Source organism: Opitutaceae bacterium TAV5 (assembly GCA_000242935.3).
In the GTDB taxonomy this organism is placed as follows: domain Bacteria; phylum Verrucomicrobiota; class Verrucomicrobiia; order Opitutales; family Opitutaceae; genus Geminisphaera.
The window spans coordinates 4325200-4347964 of the sequence record CP007053.1 but is presented as its reverse complement, the minus strand read 5'-3'; the positions used below and the strand labels follow the sequence as shown (position 1 = coordinate 4347964).

Below are 22765 nucleotides of genomic sequence, written 5' to 3'. Positions count from 1 at the left end.
GTCACGCGATACCGTCCGCTCCGGCCGCGGCGGCGATTTTCTCGCGCAGGTGGGTGGTGCGGGTACGGGCCTCGTTGTTGCGCACGGCCATCGCCCAGGCCGCGGGCTCGCCGACGACGTACACCTTTTTCTTGCCGCGCGTGATCGCCGTGTAGAGCAGGTTGCGCTGGAGCATCATGAAGTGCGCCTTCAGGAGTGGCACGATCACGACCGGATATTCGCTGCCCTGCGACTTGTGGATCGAGATCGCATAGGCCAGCGCCAGATCGCCCGCGTCGCCCCGCGTGAAGGCGTGCGCCTCGCCGTCGAAGGTGGCGTCGAACGTGCCCTCTCCGGCATCGGTCGCCGTCACCACGCCGATGTCGCCGTTGAACAGGTTCTTGTCGTAGTTGTTGCGGAGCTGGATGACCTTGTCCCCCGCGCGCAGTTCGCCGGCCGGCGTGCGCACGCCGCCGGTGTCACGGGCGCCGCGGGCGCGGGCGTCGGGGTTGAGCGCGGCCTGGAGCTGCGCGTTGAAATTGCCCACGCCTGCCACGCCCTTGTGCATGGGCGCGAGCACCTGCACGTCGTTGACCGGATGCGGCCATTTCAGGACGCGCGGCACAAACTCCGTGCACAGTTGCGTGACCTTGCGCAGGCAATCCTCGGCCGAGTCGGCGGCGATGAACACGAGGTCGCCCCAGGCCTGCACCGCCGACACGTCCGAAACCGTCGGCGGCAGCGTCGGGTCGCCGGAGTTGATGGCGTGCGCGGTCGTCACGATCTGGCTCTGGCCCTTCTGGCGGTAGATGACGTCGAGCCGCGTCACCGGCACATGCTGCGTGGCGATGATGTCCTTCAGGACGTTGCCCGCGCCGACGCTCGGCAACTGGTCGGTGTCGCCGACGAGCAGCAGGTGCGCGCGCGAGGGCACCGCCTGGAAGAGCGCCGCCGCCAGGCGCGTGTCGAGCATCGAGGCTTCGTCCACGACGAGGAAATCGGTGGCGAGCGGCTGGTGTTCGTTGGCGACAAAGCCGCCTTTGGCCGGGTCGTATTTGAGCAGGCGGTGGATCGTCGAGGCGAAGCCGCCCGTCGTCTCCGCCAGCCGCTGCGCGGCGCGGCCGGTGGGCGCGGCGAGGTGGAGGCGCACTTTTTTCGCCTTCAGGATATCGACGAGCGCGCGCAGGATCGTGGTCTTGCCCGTTCCCGGACCTCCGGTGAGTATCGACACCTTCGATACGAGTGCATTTTTCAGCGCGACGCGCTGCTGCGCGGCGAATTCGAAACCGGCTTTTTGTTCGGCCCATTGCACGGCGGCGTCGGTCCTGATCGGCGGCAGGCCGCTGCCGACCTTCGCGATGCGCACGACCGCGCCGGCGATTTTCTGCTCCGCGCGGTCGAGCACGGGCAACTGCACGAGCGCCGAGCCGGGCAGCGGATCGGCCACGCCGGGCGGCCAGTGGCGCACGAGCTGGCGCTGCTCGACGAGCGCGTCGAGCCGCGCCTCCAGCCGCCCGGCGGCGGTTTCGAGGAGCGGCGCGGCGTAGTCGACCAGATCGGCCTCGCGGAGCGCGGTGTGGCCCTCCTCCTGGAGCGTGTCCATCGCGTAGAGCAGGCCGGCGTCGAGCCGCGGCGGCGCGTCGTTGGCGAAGCCGAGGTTGATGGCGATGCGGTCGGCCGTCTTGAAGCCGATGCCGTCCACCTCGCGGGCGACCTTGTACGGCTCCTGCATGAGGATCGTCCGCGCCTCGGCGCCGTAGCGGTTGACCAGTTTCACGCACTGGCCGGTGGTGACGCCGTAGGTCTGGAGAAAGATGTAGAGTTCGCGAAACGCCCGCTGGTCGTCCCACGCCTTTTTGATGGCCCCCGCGCGTTTTTTGCCGATGCCGGGCACGTCGCGCAGCCGGCCGGAGTCCTCGCTGAGCACGCGGAAGGTGTCGGTGCCGAAAGCGTCCACGATCTTGTTGGCGTAGGTCTTGCCGATGCCGTGGACGAGGCCGCTGCCGAGGTATTTGCGGATGCCATACACGCTCGACGGCAGCTCGCTGGTGAACGACTCGATGCGGAACTGGTCGCCGTGCTGGGCGTGGCGTGTCCAGGAGCCCCGCAGATGGAGCGTCTCGCCGCACTGCACGCCGGGGAGCGCGCCGGTGATCGTGACTTTCGCATCCGCGCCGCTGCGCCCGTCCGCGCGAAACTCGGCGATCGTGTAGTGGTTTTCCTCGTTGAGAAAAATGATCCGTTCGAGCACGCCCGCGAGCGTGTCCGGAGCCGGACGGGAGGCGGAGGAATCGGGACGGGAAGCGGTCACGGGAAGATGAGATCAGGGATTCGAACAGTCACGCAGAGGCATAACTGTGCCTTTTTCCAGCCATCTACAAACCGGCGGTGGCTGTTTCCTCCGATGCCGCCACCCCGAGCGCTCCGCGGCCGACAGCCTCCAGTCCGTCGAAAACGCCGTCCGGCCCTGCCGCGCGCAACTCCTCCGCCGAATGCGTGCCGGTGGTCACCACAAAGCTCGCGAAACCGGCCGCGCGCGCGGCCTCCACGTCCCAGGGAGAATCGCCGACCAGGCACACCACCGACGGTTCGGTGTCGGCCGCCGGCACGCCGAGCTTGCGCAACTGCTCCAGCGTATACGCCGCAAGCTCCGGCTGCGGTTTCAGCCAGGGTGTGTCCGTCGCGCCGATGATGAACCGCAGGAACGGCGACAGCCCGAGATGCTCGCAAATGGCCCGTGCCGACGGGCCATGCTTGTTGGTAAACACGGCGCAAGTGACGCCGCGCGCCGTCAGCGCCTCCAGCAACTCCCGTCCGCCCGGCAACACATTCGCGCCTTCCAGCATCGTGCGGTCCCAGAACGGGCGGTAGATGGCCAGCCCCTCCGCCAGCCGGTCCTCCGGCACGAAGTTGCGCATGGCGTTTTCGAGCCCGCCGCCGATGGCGCGCCGGACCTGCGCCAGCGTCGGTGCCGGCAGGCCGAGCAGGGGGAGGGTATGCGAGTAGGCGCGGTGGATCGCCGGCAGGTGGTCGATCAGCGTGCCATCGAGATCAAAGAGAACAGTACGGAAGCGCATGCGCAGCATCTTACGCAGGCGCAGCCGCCACCGACCAGGCATTTTTTGCTTTGCTCTGCCCCGTGGACCGACAACCTTCGCCGCCAACATCATGGCCGAGTCCGCTACTATTACTGCGAAAGATTCCGCCTCCACCGTCGCTGCGCATCCGGCCTGCGCCCGCGCCGAAGCCCGGCTCGATGGTGACTTGTTGCGTGTGCAACTCGGCGGCCGCTGGCGTGTAACCGCCCCCCGGCCCGACCTCGAAACCGTTTTTGCCTGCGCCTGCTCCGCCAGCCCTCCGCCGCAACGCGTGAAGGTGGAACTCGCCGACGACCTCGAGCGCCTCGACAGCGCCCTCCTCCTTTTTGCCCACGAAATCCGGTGCTGGTGCGAACGCCGCAAGATCGAGTGCGACATCTCCGCCCTCCCCGCCGCGGCCATCGACCTGGCCGGCCAACTGGCCACCGCGACCCAGGCCAGGCCCGCCCGCGACCGCCGCGACCACTTCCTCACCTCGATCGGCCTCGCCACCATCGACACCTTCCAGAAGACCTCCGGCATCTCCACCTTCCTCGGCGAGTGCATCCTCAGTTTCGCACGCCTCGCCCGCCGGCCAAAAAAATTCCGCTGGGGCGACTGTTTTGACGAAATGCAGCAGTGCGGCGCGATGGCCCTGCCCATCGTCGGGCTCATCAGTTTTCTCGTCGGCGTCATCATGGCATACCAGTCCGCCGTGCTCATGCGGCAGTTCGGAGCCGACATCTATGTGGCCGATGCCGTGGCTCTCATCATGGCCCGCGAAATGGGCGCGATGATGACCGGCGTCATCCTCGCCGGCCGCACCGGCGCCGCCTTCGCCGCCACCATCGGCAACATGAAGGCGGGCGAGGAAATCGACGCCCTCAGCACCTTCGGCATCCGCCCCGTCGATTTTCTCGTGCTTCCGCGCCTCGTCGCCCTCGCGGCCATGATGCCGCTCCTCGCCCTCTATGCCAACGCCCTCGGCATCGTCGGCGGCATGGGCGTGGCCCTGGCGGTCCTCGACATCCCGCCCGTCGCGTACTGGAACGAGACCGTCACCGCTCTCGATCTCTCCGACATCAGCACCGGCCTGATCAAGGCCTCCTGCTTCGGCATCCTCATCGGGCTTTCCGGCTGCCACCGCGGCATGAACGCCGACCGCAGCGCCGCCGGCGTGGGCCGCGCCGCCACCTCCGCCGTCGTCATCGGCATGCTGCTCATCATCGTCGCCGACGCCATCTTCGCCGTCCTCTTCAACGCCCTCGGCTGGTAACCCGCAACGGACAACGTCACACCCGCCATGAGCACCACGCCAGCCAGCAACCCGACACCGGTACCGGACGCCAGCGACAGCCGGTCATCGCCGGACGCCCGCTTGCAGCGCCCGGGGGCCGTCGCCGGAGCGCCGCCCGCCATCGAGGCCCGCGGCCTGGACTGCGGCTACGGCGACCGGCCCATCCTCAAAAACATCAACTTCACCGTGGCTTCCGGCGAGATCGTCTTCATCGGCGGCAGTTCCGGCTGCGGCAAGAGCACGCTCCTGCGCCACCTCGTGGGCCTCAACCCGCCCCAGGCCGGCGACGTGTTTTTCTTCGGCGAATCGTTCGCCCGCGCCGACGAGCACCACCAGCGTGAACTGCTCCGCACCTTCGGCGTCCTCTACCAGAGCGGCGCGCTCTGGAGCTCCCTCACCCTCCGGCAAAACGTCAGCCTCCCGCTGGAGGAATACACCGATCTCGACGCCCGCGAACGCCACGCGCTCTCCACCTGGAAACTCTCGCAGGTCGGCCTCACCGGCTACGAGGACTACTACCCCGCCGAGATCAGCGGCGGCATGAAAAAACGCGCCGGCCTCGCCCGCGCCCTCGCACTCGATCCTGCCATCGTGTTTTTCGACGAACCCTCCGCCGGCCTCGATCCCATCACCTCGCGCAACCTCGACGACCTCATCGTCAACATCCGCGACACGCTCGGCACCACCTGCGTGATCATCTCGCACGAGCTCGCCTCCATCATGAGCATCGGCGAGCGCATCATCATGCTCGCGAAGGAGACGCAAGGCATCGTCGCCGACGGCGACCCGCGCCTCCTCGCCCGCGAAAGCCCCGACCCGCACGTCCGCGAGTTCCTCACCCGCGGCGAAGCACAAACAGATTAACCACAGAGACACAAAGACACGAAGAACCAGACCGGAGAAAGCCGCCCTCATGACATGAAATCGTATCCGAAATTTACTTACATCTCCCCCGGATTGGACTTTGTGCCTTTGTGCCTCTGTGGTCAATCTGCTGTCCCGAATCCGATATTCTCATGAAAACCAAGGTCAGTCCCGCCATCATCGGCTTCTTTGTCCTCGGCGCGATCGCGCTTGGCATCATTGCGCTCCTCTCGTTCGGCGGCTTCAGCTTCTTTCGCAAGCCGGAGCGGTTCATCGTCTATTTCGACGAGTCGATCCAGGGTCTCGATGTCGGCTCCCCGGTCAAGATCCGCGGCATGCGCGTCGGCCGCGTGGCGGACGTCCAGATCCGGCACTCCCCCGGCGGCTACCAGTCGTACGTGGCCGTCACGTGCGAAATGAACCGCGACAAGGTCGCCTCCGCTCGCGGCACCGAGCTCGACATCAGCGCCCGGGAAAAGTTCGAGCAGCTCGTCAACGATGGCCTCCGCGCCCAGCTCGGCATTCTCGGCCTCGCCACCGGCATGCTTTACGTGGAGCTCGATTTCTTCGACCCCGCCGCCTACCCGCCCGCTCTCCACGAGGGCCTCAAGTCGCCTTATCTCGAAGTGCCCGCCATCCCCTCCACCATCGCGGAATTCCAGGCCAACCTCAGCGACATCCTGCGCGAAGTGCGCAACATCAAGTTCGGAGAAATCGGCAAGGAGGTCCATCTGCTCATCGCCGACGTGCGCACCCGGTTCAACGAGGCCAACACCTCCGCCCTCGTCCAGGAATGGACGCGGACCGCCACCTCCATCCGCACCTTCGCCGAGTCCCCCGAACTGCGCCAGACCGTCGCTTCCCTCAACGCCGCCTCCGCCAAGCTCGATACCCTGCTCGGCGAAATCAGCAACGAGACCGGGCCGCTCGGCAAGGATGTCTCCGCCACGCTCGCCGACGTCCGCTCCGCCATCAAGGAGTTCACCGCCGTCTCCGGCACGTTGCGCCAGTTCATGGGCAACCAGCAGCATGTCGGCACCGAGGCGGGCAAGGCGCTGGCCCGGCTCAGCGAGGCCGCCGAAGCCATCGGCCGCCTCGCCGATTTCCTCGAGCGCAACCCCACCGCCCTCATCAGCGGCCGCCCGCCGGACTTAAAACTCAAAAATTAAGGGAATATCTAAAAAACCTGAAAATTAACCACTCATGAACCCTCATTCCAAATCATGAATAAACCGCTAAAGGACGCTAACGGACGCTAAACACAAACCGTTCCGGATTGTTTGGTTTTAGCGTCCGTTAGCGTCCTTTAGCGGTCCCTCTTCTGTTCCGGCCATTAACAAAACCGGTTCGGATGAGTATCCATGAGTGTCATTAGTGGTTAAAAAAGGAATTTTCCGCCCGTTCTTCATGAAAATCACATTCCGCGTCCTCCCGCTCCTCGCCAGCCTCGCGTTCGCCGTTGCCGGCTGCTCCATCGTTCCCAAGGCCCCGCCCGATCCCACCCGGTACTACGTGCTCGCCGTCCCGGAGCAGCTCCCGGCGTCGCTCTCCGGCAAACCCGGCGCGCTCACGGTCGGGCTCAAGCATGTGCAGATCGCCCCCTACCTCGACAACCGCGAGATCGTGCTCCGGATCGGCCCCAACGAGACGGTTTACCAGCCCTATGCCCGCTGGGCGGAACCGCTCGGCACCTCCATCCAGCATCAGGTCGCGCTCCGCTTCCTTCGCTCCGGCAAGATCAGCCGGCTTCTTCCCGAGCCGTTTCCGTTCGACACCCCCCGCGCCGTGGACGTGTCGATCCATGTGACGCGTTGCGAAGGCCTGCGCAAGCCGGACGGCAAGATGGTCGCCAGCTTCGCCGCCGTCATCGAGACGAGTGATCCGGCCACCGGCGCCCTCCTCTCGCGCCAGGGTTTCACCGCCCCGGAAACGCCGTGGGACGGCCGCGACCAGGCCGCGCTGGTCCAGGCCCTGAGCGAATCCGTCGCCAAGGTCGCCGACGCTCTCCTCGCCACCCTGCCCGGCAAGCCGTAAAGGCGGACCACCTCCGGACCCATTTTCGCCAATTCCCGGCAAAAGCCGCCCGGTGACAAAAAGTTCTGGCAAACAGAAGCGCGTGGAATAGACAGAAGCTGAAATGCTTATGGACATCGGGCAATTCAGCCTTGCCTGCCGCGATCTCTACACCCCCGACCTGACTCCCGGCCGTTTTATCGAACGCGGATTCCGTTTTCTGCGCCGGCTGGTTTCCTGCGAATTCATCGCCTGCGGCGTGCTCGACTGCCGCACCCGTCGTCTCGATATCGGCTTCGACCGGCATCACCCCGATTTCGGCCACACCATCCCCGCCTTCGGCCGGCTCATGGACCGGTATCCGCTCTACAACTTCGACCCCTCCACCAACGGCGGCCGCCCCTTTCGTCGCAGCCAGTTTTTCAGCAGCCGCCAGTTTCGCGACCTCGACATATATTCCGAGGTTTACCGCCCCCTCGGTATCGACAACCACTGCGCGCTGCACGTCCCGTCGCGACCCGGGGAGATTCTTTTTTTCGGACTCGAACGCGCCGGCGGCTCCGATTTTTCCGACGACGAACTGACGCTGCTCACCCACGCCCAGCCGCTCCTCGCCAACGCCCGCGCCCTCGCCTGCGGACACGCCGCCCTGCAACCCGACGAGATCGTCGATCCGCGCCTGCTGGTGCGCGCCGGCCTCACGCCCCGCGAGGCCGAGACCCTGTTCTGGATCGCCCAGGGCAAGAGCAACGCCGAGATCGGCGGCATTCTCGGTCTCAGCCTCTACACCGTGAAGGAGTACGCGGCTGCCGTTTTCGACAAGAGCGGCGTCGGCAACCGCCACGCCGCCATCGCCTGGGCGCGGCGCACCTGCCTGGAACTGCGGCAGAAAGACGCCACGCCGGCCGGGTTTGTGGACATCCCCGCGCGGGCAACGGCCTGACCTCCCTCCGCCGGCGCTCCCCCCCCTCCCCCTCCGAAGTGGGGTAACACCTTCGCCGCCTTTCCCGCTATCCTCGGCGGGTATGACTACCACATCCCGATTCCGGAATATCCTTTCCCGCATTCGCTCCGCTACCGTCGCGCTCCCGCTCGCGCTGGCGGTTCCCGCTCTCCACGCCGGGATTGTCGCTGTGGATACCCAGGTGCCGTCCAGCATGAGTGCCGGAGGCACCGGAACCGATCCGGCCCTTTACCTCGTCGGCCAGGACAGCTCCGTGACAGTGAATCATGCCGGATACGTCTGGCTCGGCGCCTCCACTGCCTGGAACCGGCTCATTGTCCGGAACGGTTCTTCCCTGGGATCGGGAGGCTACGTTTACATCGGCCAGGCCGAGGGGGCCGACGACAACAACGCCCATATCACCGGCAGCGGCTCCATCTGGACAGTCGCTTACGATCTCTACGTCGGGGGGGCGGGAGCCCGGAACAATCTCACCGTCGACCAGGGGGCGCATGTCAACATTGTCGAATACGATCTCATTGTCGGCTCCCAGGCCACAGGCAATGACAACAACGTGCTCGTATCGGGTCCTTCAGCCCGCCTCGATGCCCGGCTGCGGTTCATGATCGGGCTCCGGGGAAGCCACAATGTGCTGCGCGTGGAAAACGGCGGCCAGGTTTCCACCTCCTCCACGGACTTTTCCTACATTGGCCGTTACCAGGGCGCCAACCACAACCGTGTGGTTGTGACCGGACGTGATTCCCGCTGGGACCTTGCCGGCAACCTGCTCATCGGTGATGGCGGCAGCCACAATTCGCTTACGATCGAAGACGGAGGACTGGTCTCCATCCAGAGGGATCTTTACTTTGTCTACTTTTCCTCGTCCGCACCCGGAACGGACAACTTTGTGAACCTCGACGGAGGCTTTCTCGCCTTCAGCGGCGACAGGACCACCGACATCGAACGCCTCATCAACGGAGGCCACATTCGTATCCGTGACTCCGTTACCGGCGAGTGGGTGACCGGCACCATCGATGACTTCTCCTTCGGCCACTTTGCGGACGAGGCCGGGGCAGCGGCGTTCAGCGGCTACGAGGGCCTCGCCGGCTACACGCTGCTCACCAGCCTGGCGGCCGTGCCGGAGCCCGCGACGTGGGCGGCCCTGCTCGGATGCGGCGCGCTCGCCTGGGCCGCCTTGCGCCGGCGGCGGGCGCATTACCAGCGCCTCAAGGCCTTTTGATTTTTACACAAAGGCCGCAAGGACCGCGAAGATCAGGATCGGCAATCCTTCGCGTTCCTTGCGGCCTTTGTGTAAAACCGGAAGCAGCAGACGCGCCGCGATCACGCCGCCGCCTTGCGCCCGCGCCACCACTGCTTGAACTGCTCCATATAGAGATAGATCACCGGCGTGATGAAGAGCGTGAGCACCTGCGAGACCACGAGGCCGCCGACCACCGCGAGGCCGAGCGGCCGGCGTGATTCGGCGCCCGCGCCCATGCCCATCGCGATCGGAACCGCCGCCGCCAGCGCGGCAAACGTCGTCATCATGATCGGCCGGAAACGCACCACGCACGCCTGGTAAATCGCTTTCTCGGGCGAGAAATCCGCCCCCTGCTCGCGCTCCGCCGCCATCGCGAAATCGATCATCATGATCGCGTTCTTTTTCACGATGCCGATCAGCAGCACCAGGCCCACGTAGCCCATGATATTCAGCTCCTCGCCAAATATCCACAGCGTGAGCAGCGCGCCGAGACCCGCCGCCGGCAGGCCGGAAAGAATCGTCAGCGGGTGGATGAAGTCCTCGTACAGGATGCCCAGCACCACATAGATCACGAAGATCGCCAGCACCAGCAGCCAGCCGATGCCCGCCAGCGAATCCTGGAAAGCCTGCGCCGTGCCGAGCAGCGAGTAGCTGACGGACGGGGGCAGCACGTCGGTGGCCACTTCCTCGACCGAGCGCGTCGCGTCGCCGAGCGCGTAGCCGGGTTGCAGGTTGAACGAAAAGGTCACGGACGGCGATTGCCCGAGGTGGCCGACGCTGAGCGGGCCCACCGTGCGCTCGATGCGCACCATGGCATCGAGCGGCACGAGCCGTCCGCTCGTCGTGCGCAGATGGACGGCGAGCAGCGATTCGGGATCGCGCGCCAGGGCGGGTTCGGCCTCCATGATGACGTAGTATTGCGCCCGGTCCGTGTAGATCGTGCTCACCTGGCGCGCGCCGAACGCACTGTAGAGAGCGGTCTCGATCTGCGCGGGCGTGATGCCGATCCTGGCCGCGTGGTCGCGCTGGATGGCCACGCGCAGTTGCGGGCTGGTGATTTCGAGATCGCTGTTGAAGTCGGCCAGCGCGGGCAGGCGGCGGAGACGTTCGTCCATCACCTGGGCGACAGCGTAGAGTTCGTTGAGGTCGGAGCCGGAGATGGCCACCTGGTATTGGGCTTTCGAGGACATGCCGCCGATGCGGATCGCCGGGGGCACCTGCGGATAGGCGCGGATGCCGACGACCTGCGAGAGCTGCCTGCGCAGGTCGTGGACGACCTCGAAGGCCGAGGCGCGCTCGGAGCGGTCCTTGAGGCGCACGGTCATGCTGCCGCTGTTGGTGCCGGTGTTGCGCCCGCCGCCGATGGTGGACTGCACGGCATCGACCGCGGGGTGCGCGGCGACGACCCGCGAAGCCTCGTCCATGTAGGTGCGCATCGCGTCGATGGACGTGCTTTGCGCCGCCTCCACGCTCACGCTGATCAGCCCCTGGTCATCGGTCGGGATAAAACCCTGCGGGAGCCGGAAAAACACCAGCGCCGTGAGCACCACCGAAACGAGCGCGGTGCTCACCGTCGCCAGGCGATGACGCATGCACACGTTCAGGGTGCGTTCATAGAGATGCAGCGCGCCGTCGAAGAGGCGTTCGCAGGCGTTGTAGAATTTTCCGTGCGCCTCCGCCTCCGGCGGAGGGAGGTTTGGCGTCTGGAGTTCAGGGTCTGGAGTTGCCGGTTGCGACGCAACTGGTCCGACATGCGGTGTTGCCTGAACACCAGACTCCAGACCCTGAACCCCAAACTGAACCGGCGCAGCCGGTTTCGGTTTCAGAAACCGGCTGCACAACATCGGCGTGAGCGTGAGGGACACGAGCCCGGAGACGAGGATCGAGGCGGTGATCGTGATCGCGAACTCGTGCAACAGCAGGCCGAGCACGCCGCTCATGAACATCAGCGGGATAAACACGGCCACGAGCGACAGCGTCATCGAGATGATCGTGAACCCGATCTCCCCCGCGCCCTTGAGCGCGGCGTCGCGCACGGACATGCCCTTTTCCACATAGCGGACGATGTTTTCCAGCATCACGATGGCGTCGTCCACCACGAAGCCGACCGAGAGCGTCAGCGCGAGCAGCGAAAAATTGTCCAGCGTGAACCCGTAAAAGTGCATCACCACAAAGGTGCCGAGCAGCGCCAGCGGGATGGCCACGCTCGGGATCACCGTGGCCACGGCCGAACGCAGGAAGAGGAAGATCACCAGGATCACGAGCGCGATGGAGAGCAGCAGCGTGAACTCCACGTCGTGCACGGATTCGCGCACGGCGGTCGAGCCGTCGCGCATGATGTCGAGCCTGACGGAGGCGGGCAACTCGGCCTGGAAGGCGGGCAGCGCGGCCCGGATGCGGTCCACGACCTCGACCGTGTTGGTGCCGGCCTGTTTCATCACGGCGAGCATGATGTTGCGGCGCGAGTCGATCTCGCCGGTCTCCTTGTCCTGTTCGAAGTAGGTGCTGGCCTGGCGGGTGTTTTCCACGCTGTCGATGACCGTGGCCAGTTCGCCGAGGCGGACGGGCGTGCCGTTGCGCCAGGCCACCACGATGTCGGCAAACTCCTTCGCATTCTGCAACTGGCCGGTGGCCTTGAGCGTGAAGGTCTGGCGCGTGCCGTCGATCTGGCCGGTGGGCTGGTTGACGTTTTGCGCGGCGAGGGCGGCCTGCACCTCCTCGATGCCGATGCCGCGCGCGGCGAGCAGGCGCGGATCGAAGCGGGCGCGCACGGCGTATTTCTGGGAACCATACACACTCACGTCGGCGACGCCGCTGATCATCGAAATACGGGGCGCGAGCGTGGTTTCCGCGTAGTCGTTGACCTGTGACAGGGGCAGCGTGGGCGAGCTGAGTGTGATGTAGAGGATGGGCGTGTCGGCGGGGTTGGATTTGCGGAAGGAGGGCGTGCTCGTCATCTCCGTGGGCAGATTGCGCTGGGCGGCGGAGAGGGCCGTCTGCACATCCTGGGCGGCGGCGTCGATGTCGCGGTCGAGCGCGAACTGGAGCGTGATGCGCGTGCTGCCCAGCGTGCTGACCGAGGTCATCGAGTCGATGCCCGCGATGGTGGCGAGCTGGCCCTCGATGGGCGTGGCCACGGCGGAGGCCATCGTCTCCGGAGAGGCGCCGGGGAGATTGGCCCGGATCGTGATCGTGGGCATCTCGACATTGGGCATGTCGCTGACGGGCAGGGCGCGGTACGCCACGAAGCCGAACACGAGCAACGCCACCGTGAGCAGCGTCGTCATCACCGGACGCCGGATGCAGAGCTCGGGGAGATTCATCGGTTGTCGCCGGCCGCGCCGGGAACGGGTGTGACGATCGTCGTGGTGCTGCCGGCGTCCTCGCGGGCGGATGCGGACGCGGGCGGCGATGAACCGCCCGGCGCAGGGTCCGGCGCGTCGCCGTCCGGGTCCCCGGGGGCGGGAGCATCGTTGCGGATCACCACGCGGGAACGCGGCGTGAGGCGGATCTGGCCGTCGGTCACCACCGTCTCGCCCGGTGCGATGCCTCGGGTCACGACAACGAGATCGGTGTCGCGCCGGCCGGTGAGGACCGTGCGGATGTCGATGCCGTTGTCCTCTTTCACGACAAAAGCGAGGGAGCCGTTCTGCCCGTCCGTGACGGCGGCGGCCGGGACGACGGTGGCGTCGCGGATCTCGCCGAGGATGACCGTCACGCGGACGAAGACGCCGGGCCAGAGCGCGTGGTCCTCGTTGTCGAAGACGGCGCGCAGGCCGATGGTGCCGGTGGTGGCGTCCACGGTGTTGTCGAAATAGTCGAGGTGGCCACGGACCGTGCGGCCGGAGCCGTCCTGGAGACGGCCTTCGACGGGCACGGTGCCGGCGGCGAGCGCGGAGCGGACGGAGTCGAGGATGTTCTCGGTCACGGAAAACTCCACCGCGAGCGGCGCGAGCTGGTTGATGGTGAGCAGCGGGCGGGTGGCGTCGTTGGCCTTGACGAGCGAGCCCTCGCGCAGGGCGAGGCGGCTGGTGCGCCCGGTGAACGGCGCGCGGATTTCGGTGTAGCCGAGATCGAGGCGGGCGGTGTCCAGCTCGGCCTGCCTGGCGGCGACGGCGGCCTGGGCGGTGGCCTCGGCCGTGGCGTATTGCAGGTACGTTTCCTGCGAGACGAGGCCGCCGGCCACGAGTTTTTCGTAGCGGGCCAGTTCGCTGGTGGCGCGTTCGGCCTCGACCTTGGCCTGGCGAAACCCGGCCTCGGCGAGCTTGAGCCGGGCGACGAACGGGCGCTTGTCGAGGGTGACGAGGAGGGCGTTGGTCTCGACGGTGTCGCCATCACGGAAATGAACGGATTCAATCACGCCATCGACCTGGCTCTGGATGGCGACCGAACGGAGCGACTGGGCGATGCCGACGGCGTCATAGGTCACCGGCATGGTGCGGCGTTCCGCCTTGGCTGCGCGGATGGGGACGGGGGCGGACCCGCCGCCCGACGGGGGCGCGGCGCGTTTGCAGGAAGCGAGGGAGGCGGCGAGCGCGAGCCCGGCCACAAGCCAGACCGGCCGCGACATGAGGGAAAAACGATGAAAAAACAGCATTACGAGGGCAAAGACGCTGAGACCCTACCGCAGGCTACACCCCGCGCAATACAGCAGCGCGGCAATCAGAAAAAAAACAACCGCGTCCCGCCTCCGTTGCAAATTCCTCAAACGGAGCTTGGGCCGGGAGCGGCGCCGTCCCCGGCGCCGGACGTGCGCAGCACGCCTTGCCTGGTTGCCCTGGCGGACCTGTCGGTCCGTCGGGCGGCGGGGACGCCGCCCCTCCACAACGCACCGATCCCGACTGCAAATGGCTTCAGGGAAGTTCTAAAAATTCATTTTTGAACAGAAGGAAACCAAGGAAACGAAGGTAAAACAAAGAAGACCCTGAATAATAAGTTATTTATTTTAAAAAATTTAAACAGGAGTGAACAGTAAGCGTCCTTGGTTGTTCTTCGTTCTCTTCGTTGCCTTCTGTTCAATTTTTAGAAGTTCCCTTCAGTTGCCGTCGAGGTTATCGGCTCCGCCGCCGAGCTTCACCCACGCCCTGGCCGACGCTTCGCCCGGCAGCCAGACGGTGCGGACGGTGGCGGGCACAGGCACCGGCGGTTTCGCCGCCGGCGTGATGGCGTAACTGGCGCGGATGCCGAGCCAGCCGGCGGTTTTACTCACAGTCACGGGTTGCACCGTGCGGCCGGTGGCGGGCAGACGCAGGGCGACGGCCTCGCGGAAAAACGGCAGCACGATCTCCCGGCTGCGGCCCTCCTCGTGACCGGAGTTTTTTTCCCACGCCACGCACCAGAGCGCGCCGTTCTTGCGATGTTCCTCGAACAGGTCCGTGATGGCTTGCGCGCGAAATGGCTCGTCGCGCTCGCCTACGACCCACAGGCCGGGCACGGCGCGGGCGCGCTTGTCGAATTCCGTTTCGTAGTAACCGCCCTTGATCGCCGCGAAGGCGAGCGTGCGGTCGGGTCGCACGCAAGCGAGCCCGTAAGCCAGTTGCCCGCCCGCGGAGTGTCCCCACGCCAGCCAGGGCGCGTCGGCGACCTCGGGATGGCGGCTGTCGGAAGCGAGCGTGCGCAGCGCGCGCAGGAACGCGGCGCCGCTGCCGAGGTGCGCCGCGTGGTAGGGCGGTTTCCGGCTGGTATCGTCGTCGCTCTTGAAGGTGACGGCCACGATGCCGAACGACAGTTCGCGGGCGAGCGCCTGCCAGCGTCCGTCATCGGCCAGCCGCGCGCCGTCGCCATTCCAGCCCGGGGCGACCACGAGCAGGCCGCGCACCGGTTTTATGGTCGATCCCGATCCCTGCGCGTCGTCGATCCAGAGGCGAAAGGAAGCCGTATTGAAATTGTCATCACGCTTCGGTTTGATCGTGGTGGTCCACGAGCCGGCGTGCAGAAACGGCGCGGCGGCTAGGGTAAAAATCAGGGAGAAAAACGGGAAGAGAGGGCGCATGGTTTTTTTGACCACGGATTGCATGGAGGCCCACGAAACACACGAAAAGACACGAAGGCCGAACCCTTGGATTCTTTGTATTTTTTTCGTGTCTTTTCGTGTGTTTCGTGGGCCTCCTTCCGTGGAATTTATCCGTGGTTATCCGTGCAATCCGTGGTCGGGTTTTTGCCGGGACCGGCTCACTCCGCCGGCAGCCCCCAGGCCTCGGCGACGGGGCGCGAGGGGAGCGGGACACGGAGTTCGGCGGAGATTTCTTCGGCGCGGGCGGCGGGCACGTATTCGTGGGTGAGATAATCGCCAGCAAAGGTTTCCGTGACGGGCGCGGGCTGGCCGGTGCGGGCGGCGCGCAGGTTGTCCACCACCCACGTGAAGAACGCCCCGCTCAGGCGATCGATGGCCGGGCTGTTGTCGTGGCCGAGTTTGGGCTCGGCGTGAAAGATCATCGGATAGCCGAGCTTGCGCGCCGCCGTGAAAAACTGCCGCGCGGCAGGATAGCCCGCCTCGAGTTCGCCGGTCGTCACCAGCCAGCGCACGCCGGCGGCCTCGGGCACGGGCTGATCGTAGGAACTGTTGATATGCACGTGCACGGCGGCGAAGAGATCGGGCTCGCGCAGGGCGATGCGGTGCGCCCACTGGCCGCCGCGCGAGATGCCGTAGAGCAGCCAGCCGTTTTTCGGCAGCCGGTAATCGGTGATCAATCCGTCCACCCCGCTGCGCCACTTGCGGGCGATCCGGGTGAACTCGCGGTCGAACTGCCGGATCTCCTTGTTCTTCATTTCGTCGAAACTGCGCGACCGGTCGAAGGCGCCCTTGGCCGAAAAGGTCGTCCAGCTCACCACCGCCATGTTGCGCTCGAAGGCGAAGCGCGACACGCGGCTCGTCGTGCCGTCTTTCGCCTTGTCGAGCAGCACCTCGCGGATCGTTTCCGGATCGGATTGCCAGGTGCAGAACGCGAACACGCCGCCCACGTCCTCGCCGGTGCGGGCGCCGGGCGGCAGCTTGACGAAAAACGTCAGGTCCCGGTCATCGGTGCCGACGAGCTTGACGGTGCGCTCGTAGATGCCGCCTTCGGTGCGTTCGTCGGTGGCGGCGCGGGCCTCGCCGCCACCGGCACAGACGAGCGCAACAGGCAGCGCGAACAGGCGGGCGCTACGAAAAAGCTGGCCGTAGCGGGATTCACGTACAGAGGTCGCTGTCCGACCGCGCCTTCTGCCATGGACTATTATTTCGAGGGACATCTGCGCTGGGCATTGGGTTGGGAGACTCCCAATCACGCCGGAGCTTTTTTGGCAACACTCTTGCCATTGATGTGGCTGATTTCCGGCTGGCTGGCGCAGGCCCTCGAGTCGCGGGGGTCATCGCGCGGGAAGGGATTATGGATCACCGCCGGATGGGCGGCGCTCCTCGCGGTGGGGGCCGGCGAGGCGGCGCTCTGGTGGGCGCTGGCCAAGACGTATTCGCGCGGCGGCTGGATGGCCGTGGCCGGCGCGGCGCTGGTGTGGCTGTTGTCGGTCGCCTGGCGCTGGCGGCGTGGCGCGAAGGCGTGGCATGGGCATCCTGCCCGATTGGCAGAAAAAGTGGCACGGGCTTCCAGCCCGTGTCCGGAAAGTGGAGCGGGCGTCCCGCCCGCCGGCGTGACACGGGCATCCCTGCCCGTAAGCGTTGCCTCTCCGCGTGGCGCGAGCGTCCCGCCCGCTGGGGAAAGAAGCCAGAGGCCAGAAGCCAGAGACCAGACAATCGGCAGTCGGAGCCTGTCTTCTGTCCTCTGGTCTCTGGCCTCTGGCCTCTGTTCAGCGGGCGCCTCGCCCGCCGCTCCGCTGGCCTTCGCCCTCCGTATTGCCGTTGCCATGACGTGCCTGTTCGCGTCGTCCTTCGCCGGCCGCCTCGCGCCGGCCTACACGCGCGAGGACCGCTCCGCGCTCAATCGCGTGGACCTCTGGAAAGGCGGCCTGGAGCTTGTCGCCGCCAGCCCGCTGCGCGGCTGGGGCCGGGGACAATCGGGCGCGTCGTTCATGCACTGGACGCAGCCGATCGGCCGCGACGAAGGTTACCTGAGCATGGTCAACAGTTACCTGACCGTGGCGGTGGAGGCCGGGCTGCCGCTGTTCACGCTGCTGCTCGCCGCCGCGCTCCTCCCGCTGCTGCTCGGCCTGCGTGCGGCCGACCGGGCCTCCCGCGACCACCGGGCTGGCCTGGCCCGGCTCTGGCGCGGTCTCACCGCCGCCTGGGCGGCCTGGCTGGCGGCAATGATTTTCAGCAACCTGTGGATCATCCGCGGACTCTGGATCGTGCCGGGCCTCTGCGCGCTGGCGATCCTGGCTGCCGGTGCGGCTGGCCAGAGAGCAGAGGCCAGAGACCAGAGACCGGAGGCCAGAGGACGGAAGACAGACTTCGGCTGCCGTGGTCGCTGGTTATCCGGGCTCTGGTCTCTGGCCTCTGCTCTCTGGCCTCTGTTCTCTGTCTTCCGGCCTCTGGTTGCCGCCGCTCTCGCCTTGCTTCTTTCCCTCACCCTCTGGCTCGGCGGCGCGTTCCTTGCCCGCCGCTCCCCGCTCACGCTCGACCGCGCCCCCGACGGCACCGTCCTCCTTGCCCGCCGCGATGCCTCCCCCCCCTCCCCTGCTGCCGCCGGTCATCCCGCATTTTGCGAGGTCTGGCCCGATGCCGAGGTATTGGGAGAAAACTACGGCCAGGAACTCCGCCGCTGGATGCTCGCCGATGGAGGTCCGGCCCGTCTTGCCGTCCGGACTACGCCTGCCAACTCCGGCCTCCAAACTCTGAACCCTGAACCTCAAACCGGAAGCAGCCTTGCGGCTTTCGGTTCGGCCTGTTCCTCACCGGCTCTTGCCGGCCGCCGCGCCTGGCTGCTCCACCCGCGCGACCTGCCGCCGGAGGGCGTTACCCTCGCACCCGGTTCGCGCGTCTGGCTGGCCGGGGTGGATACTGAAGGCGTCAATCATGCCTGGTTTCAGTGGATCGCCGCGCAACCCGGCGCGGAGTTGCGCATCAACCACGGCTCGGCGACCGACATCCGCTCCCTCTGGCCGGAGGTCGTTCTGGAGTAACCGCGAAGGTACAGACGCAGGGAGAAATCGTCCCCGAAAGCTTCCCTGACACGGAATCCGTTTTGCCCGCTTTCTCCGCGGCCTGCCCTCTGTGCCTCGTGCCTCTGTCGCGCATCCGCTTTTCAGGTTCCTCTCGCCTGCCGTCCTGCCTGTCTCCATGAATTTTTCAGTTAGACAGGCTTGACCCATTTGCAATCTGGATTCATCTCCTTTGCTATACCTTGCGACTCCGGGCCTTCTGACCCCCAGCCGTTTTCCGGATAACCTCAGCCGCCGAAAACCGAAAGGAGATCATCCCCATGCAAAAAAGAACCAAAGACGATTCGATCGCACGAATCTCTATCATCATCATGAAATTATGTTTCATTCCACCAGTCACCCTGCGTGAAGAGATCATGATGCGACACCCGCAGGCCCGGGTGCAACTCTGTGCCACGGCGGCCGAAGTGTACGAACATTTGCGGCAGGAGCCGGTTGACCTGCTCGTCACCGGACTCCTGCTGGAGCAGGATCCGCTCACTTTCTTTTCCGGATGCCGGGAAAACGGGCGGATTCGCCGTATTCTGCTGGTGGGAGGATCGAATTGCCTGAATGCCTGCGCACAGCTACGTGACCGGGTGGACGGCATCTTTGACCAGCATGGAGCCGGTATTCCGCAACTGGCCGATGTCATCGATGAGACCCTGGCCGGCCGGAAGCATCTCGGGCCTTCGCTGGCGGAAGGATTCGACGCCATCCGGCTGGAGCAAAAAAAATCGGGCATCATCCTGACTCCCACCGAAGAGATCGTGCTCCGGTTGGCCGGCTTGGGGACCGAGGACGTACAGGCGGCTGATCTGTTGGGGATAGAGCCGAGTTCCTACGGCAAAGATTGTGAGCGGCTCTACAAAAAATTGGGAGTGGCGACCCGCGTCAGCCTGGCACTGAAAGCGCAGGACATGGGAGTGGTTTTTGTACGCAAGCAATGCCATTACGCTATCGGCCTGGAGCCGCTACTGGCGGGCAGGGCGCGCAGGCAAAGGGGAAAACGATCGGCCAGAATGGCAGCAGGATACCAAAAGAACACGGAATCGGATTTGTAACTATTCTATAAATAATGTCATCCGGAGGTTTTGTCCGGATTTCCGACAATCGTTGTCGGAAATTCGGGCAATATGGAAGCTTTCCTCCTGTGCATCGATGGCTTTCCTGCCCGGAATTCTCTCTCGCAACCGCATGAAACCAACAAAATTCCTCCTCGCTCTCGCTGCCGGTTTGGGACTTGCTCTCACCAGCATGTCGTTCGCCCGGGATATCTATTACGTTAGTGACTACCTCGCCACCACGGTGGCCACCATTGATGTCGCTGGTGAAATCGCCCAGATGGAAGCCGATGCCTTCGGCACTCCGTTGAGCCACGATGGCAACGCCGGTAATCCGACTCGCTATACCGGTAAGCCCTATGATGAAGATTTGGGAGCATACGTGTTTCCGTTCCGAAATTACCGATCAGAAGAGGGGCGGTGGATGTCTGCTGACCCTAGCGGATTTCCAGATGGAATTAACACATATGGATACTGTGAAGATATATTTAATGCCGTTGACCCTGATGGCTTAGCATCTGTAAAGATAGCAGGATTTGAAATTGATTTTGGGAATATCCAACTTCAAGATGGGAAATTATCTGTTACCCTAGAAAAGAAAGTCCCGGGCTCAGAATTTACAAATTCCACTCTCCAAGCGGTAGACGTGGAGTATTCTTTTTCAGGAACAGCAAGCATATCAGGAAAAGTCGCAGGGGTGGGAGTAAGCATTGATCCTACCATAAGCATGTCTTTTTCCGTAAATGTACCAGTCGAATATAAATCATATGTTCTCGCCAAAATTGAAGTGGGGATGGGGAGTGGCGGACCTTATGTTAGTTTTATTGGCGTTCGCGCAGTTGTCACAGAATAATAGTAAAATATCCTCGTAGTCATGAAAAGAATATTATTTTTCCTTACAGTACTTGCAGTAGCAGGCCTACCATCTTATGCTAACTCTGATATATTGAGCCTTTCCAAGATGGCAAACGACGGGAATCTATACTTCACTAAATCAAAATCTTTCGGTGTTGCTCTTAATATCGCTGAAGGAGTGATATTCCCTGTCGAAAAAATTGAAGAAGCACGCACTTATCAGGCAACTTGGGATGGGCTGGGGCTTCTTCCTGGCTTTATTATCAAAAACGATGCCAATGACGAAATCAAGTTGGTGTCACACAAAGAGAAAGGTGATGAAATTATTCTAACATTCTCCGTCAACGAGAAAAGCAGCATTAAAATCTATAGGATTACAAAAGACAGGCAGATGAATTATAATTTTGATCTGCTGGAAAAATAAAGCTGACATCAAAACCGATCTTGCCGACAAGGAGATATCACTAATGAAAATGGTCCACCGAAGGGAAGTGGGTGGAAGCTAAATGATAGCTCATACTTTAATAACTCTGTATCAAGTTCGTATTCAGGCGCAAAGGATGATAGAGCAACTCTCTGCTGCACTGTTATATAAACTTACAAGGTAATCAAAAAATACTCGAAGGAATATTGGGTAGGCAAACCGGTACCGAACCCGGTTGTACAAACCATTATTTTTTTTTTGGGGGGGGGAATTCTTGAGCGCTTGAAGCGATTTATGAAGGCAAGCCGTAAGGGCTCAAACCTAAATGTTTGATATTTTTTAAGGCCTCTCTGCTTTGCGGAGGGGCATTTTTTTCACAATCCCATGACCATACGCATCTTGTCATTTCTGCCATTGGCCGCTTGTTTACCACTTCTTCTGCAAGCAGCCCCCGACTGGCAGACGAACCCCTCCAGTCTTGGCAACGCCGGTCTCGACGGTGGTCTTGCACTCGCGCTCCCCATGGATAACGTCCGGAATCTTGCGCACATTTTTAGAGATAATAGAAGCGGGGGAGTCACCCTCGATGAACGAAAGAACTGAAAATACGAATGAAGGTATCGGCGGAGAAGCGGCGAGCAAAGATATGTCCGGCGGAGTGATCCGTGTGGATGAAGAGCTGATCAGGAGCCATCTGGACAAGGTGGTGGTGAGCACGGTGGAGCAAACGCTCAACGGGCTGCTTGAAGCGGAGGCCGAGCAGTTGTGCAAGGCAGGGCGCTACGAGCATACCGGGCAGCGTGTGGACACGCGTGCGGGCCATTATGAGCGTCAATATCAGACGAAGGCAGGAGAAGTGACGCTGAGGATGCCCAAGCTGAGGAAACTGCCGTTTGAGACGGCAATAATCGAACGCTACCGTCGACGTGAAAGCAGCGTGGAGGAGGCATTGGTGGAGATGTATCTGGCAGGTGTGTCGGTGCGACGAGTCGAAGACATCACCGAGGCGCTGTGGGGTTCGCGGGTGAGTCCGTCGACCCTGAGCGAACTCAACCAGAAGATCGCGGTGCAAATCGACACCTGGCGGGCTCGCCCGATCGAAGGCAAACACGCCTATGTTTATCTGGACGGCATCTGGCTGAAACGCAGCTGGGGCGGGGAAGTCAAAAACGTGAGCATCCTGGTGGCAGTCGGAGTGAACACCGAAGGCTACCGCGAAGTGCTTGCGGTCGAAGAAGGCACGAAAGAAGACAAAGCCTCGTGGCAAAACTTCCTTCGTCGCATCAAGGAGCGAGGGCTCAAGGCAGTGAAGCTGTTCATCTCGGACAAGTGCCTGGGATTGGTGGAAAGCCTGGCCGAGTTTTATCCCGAGGCCAAACACCAACGCTGCGCAGTGCATTTTTACCGCAATGTCTGGTCACTGGTGCCTGCCGGCAAGGTGCGCGATGTGGCCGCCATGCTCAAGGCGATCCATGCGAGCGAGGATCGGGCATCGGCCCGCACCAAGGCCGCGCAGGTAACCGCCAAGCTGCGCGAGATGAAACTGCCCGCGGCCGCACAACTGGTGGAAACCGGGATCGACGAAACGCTCAATTATTACGACTTCCCCAGTCAGCACTGGCGTTCATTGCGAACAAACAATCCGCTCGAAAGGCTCATGCGTGAGATACGCCGCAGAACGCGTGCGGTGGGAGCGTTTCCTGACGGCAACTCCGCGATGATCCTTGTGGCCGCACGCCTGCGGCATGTGGCAGGCTCGCAGTGGGGCCAGAAACGCTACATGGATATGACCCATCTGAACCAGACTTGCGTGATGGAAAACCAAACACGCGCAGCATGAATCTTGATGGAAGGCGGCTGCGCTACGGCCCGCCAAGCCGGGCCTGCGCGCAGCCGCCTTCCATCACTAAAACAAC

The 22765-nt window shown here is 63.7% G+C and carries 20 protein-coding genes; 11 read left to right on the top strand and 9 right to left on the bottom strand.

Annotated features, from left to right (window positions below; genetic code table 11):
* Position 1: 1 nt before the first annotated feature.
* Both OPIT5_18610 and OPIT5_18605 read right to left on the bottom strand, forming a co-directional pair.
* Complete coding sequence (locus tag OPIT5_18610) at positions 2-2290, bottom strand: ATPase AAA (protein ID AHF91931.1); 2289 nt, start codon at positions 2288-2290, stop codon at positions 2-4.
* Between the two features lie 64 nt (positions 2291-2354).
* Positions 2355-3056 carry a haloacid dehalogenase gene (locus OPIT5_18605; GenBank protein AHF91930.1) on the bottom strand — a complete coding sequence of 234 codons (702 nt, stop codon included), beginning with the start codon at positions 3054-3056 and terminating at the stop codon, positions 2355-2357.
* Positions 3057-3147: 91 nt separating this feature from the next.
* Between OPIT5_18605 and OPIT5_18600 the strand changes: the two genes are divergently transcribed.
* From OPIT5_18600 to OPIT5_18575, 6 genes are all read left to right on the top strand, one after another.
* On the top strand, positions 3148-4332 hold the full coding sequence (locus tag OPIT5_18600; GenBank protein AHF91929.1) for a hypothetical protein: 1185 nt from the start codon (positions 3148-3150) through the stop codon (positions 4330-4332).
* Between the two features lie 27 nt (positions 4333-4359).
* A complete protein-coding gene (locus OPIT5_18595) occupies positions 4360-5217 on the top strand; it encodes a polyamine ABC transporter ATP-binding protein (protein AHF91928.1) in 858 nt (285 codons plus the stop codon).
* Between the two features lie 152 nt (positions 5218-5369).
* Positions 5370-6386, top strand: a complete 1017-nt coding sequence (locus OPIT5_18590) for a mammalian cell entry protein (GenBank protein ID AHF91927.1) — start codon at positions 5370-5372, stop codon at positions 6384-6386.
* A gap of 238 nt (positions 6387-6624) precedes the next feature.
* On the top strand, positions 6625-7251 hold the full coding sequence (locus OPIT5_18585) for a hypothetical protein (GenBank protein ID AHF91926.1): 627 nt from the start codon (positions 6625-6627) through the stop codon (positions 7249-7251).
* A gap of 109 nt (positions 7252-7360) precedes the next feature.
* The gene (locus tag OPIT5_18580) at positions 7361-8173 is read left to right on the top strand and encodes a LuxR family transcriptional regulator (GenBank protein ID AHF91925.1); all 813 of its coding nucleotides are present in this window, start codon (positions 7361-7363) and stop codon (positions 8171-8173) included.
* 82 nt (positions 8174-8255) lie between these two features.
* The gene (locus OPIT5_18575) at positions 8256-9413 is read left to right on the top strand and encodes a glycosyltransferase family 1 (GenBank protein AHF91924.1); all 1158 of its coding nucleotides are present in this window, start codon (positions 8256-8258) and stop codon (positions 9411-9413) included.
* 3 nt (positions 9414-9416) lie between these two features.
* On the opposite strand, the gene OPIT5_18570 is transcribed toward OPIT5_18575, so the two are convergent.
* The 6 genes from OPIT5_18570 to OPIT5_18545 form a co-directional block, all read right to left on the bottom strand.
* Positions 9417-9542: a hypothetical protein gene (locus OPIT5_18570; protein ID AHF94520.1), complete on the bottom strand. Its 126-nt coding sequence runs from the start codon at positions 9540-9542 to the stop codon at positions 9417-9419.
* Positions 9515-12757 (bottom strand): acriflavine resistance protein B, encoded by a 3243-nt coding sequence (locus OPIT5_18565; protein ID AHF91923.1) that lies wholly within the window; start codon positions 12755-12757, stop codon positions 9515-9517. Before OPIT5_18565 ends, OPIT5_18570 begins: the two co-directional genes overlap by 28 nt.
* The gene (locus tag OPIT5_18560; GenBank protein ID AHF91922.1) at positions 12754-14004 is read right to left on the bottom strand and encodes an RND transporter; all 1251 of its coding nucleotides are present in this window, start codon (positions 14002-14004) and stop codon (positions 12754-12756) included. Before OPIT5_18560 ends, OPIT5_18565 begins: the two co-directional genes overlap by 4 nt.
* Before the next feature lie 465 nt (positions 14005-14469).
* Entirely contained in the window at positions 14470-15450 is a 981-nt protein-coding gene (locus tag OPIT5_18555; protein ID AHF91921.1) for a dienelactone hydrolase, read from the bottom strand.
* Positions 15451-15605: 155 nt separating this feature from the next.
* Complete coding sequence (locus OPIT5_18550; protein ID AHF91920.1) at positions 15606-16664, bottom strand: hypothetical protein; 1059 nt, start codon at positions 16662-16664, stop codon at positions 15606-15608.
* Between the two features lie 32 nt (positions 16665-16696).
* Positions 16697-16876, bottom strand: a complete 180-nt coding sequence (locus OPIT5_18545) for a hypothetical protein (protein ID AHF94519.1) — start codon at positions 16874-16876, stop codon at positions 16697-16699.
* Between the two features lie 397 nt (positions 16877-17273).
* Between OPIT5_18545 and OPIT5_18540 the strand changes: the two genes are divergently transcribed.
* The gene (locus OPIT5_18540) at positions 17274-18488 is read left to right on the top strand and encodes a hypothetical protein (protein ID AHF94518.1); all 1215 of its coding nucleotides are present in this window, start codon (positions 17274-17276) and stop codon (positions 18486-18488) included.
* A gap of 214 nt (positions 18489-18702) precedes the next feature.
* On the opposite strand, the gene OPIT5_18535 is transcribed toward OPIT5_18540, so the two are convergent.
* On the bottom strand, positions 18703-18840 hold the full coding sequence (locus OPIT5_18535) for a hypothetical protein (GenBank protein ID AHF94517.1): 138 nt from the start codon (positions 18838-18840) through the stop codon (positions 18703-18705).
* On the opposite strand from OPIT5_18535, the gene OPIT5_18530 reads away from it, so the two are divergent.
* From OPIT5_18530 to OPIT5_18515, 4 genes are all read left to right on the top strand, one after another.
* The gene (locus tag OPIT5_18530) at positions 18839-19570 is read left to right on the top strand and encodes a hypothetical protein (protein ID AHF94516.1); all 732 of its coding nucleotides are present in this window, start codon (positions 18839-18841) and stop codon (positions 19568-19570) included. The genes OPIT5_18535 and OPIT5_18530 overlap by 2 nt on opposite strands.
* Before the next feature lie 359 nt (positions 19571-19929).
* Entirely contained in the window at positions 19930-20085 is a 156-nt protein-coding gene (locus tag OPIT5_18525; protein AHF94515.1) for a hypothetical protein, read from the top strand.
* Between the two features lie 446 nt (positions 20086-20531).
* The gene (locus OPIT5_18520) at positions 20532-20849 is read left to right on the top strand and encodes a hypothetical protein (protein AHF94514.1); all 318 of its coding nucleotides are present in this window, start codon (positions 20532-20534) and stop codon (positions 20847-20849) included.
* 586 nt (positions 20850-21435) lie between these two features.
* Positions 21436-22689, top strand: a complete 1254-nt coding sequence (locus tag OPIT5_18515) for a transposase (GenBank protein ID AHF91919.1) — start codon at positions 21436-21438, stop codon at positions 22687-22689.
* Positions 22690-22765 lie beyond the last annotated feature (76 nt).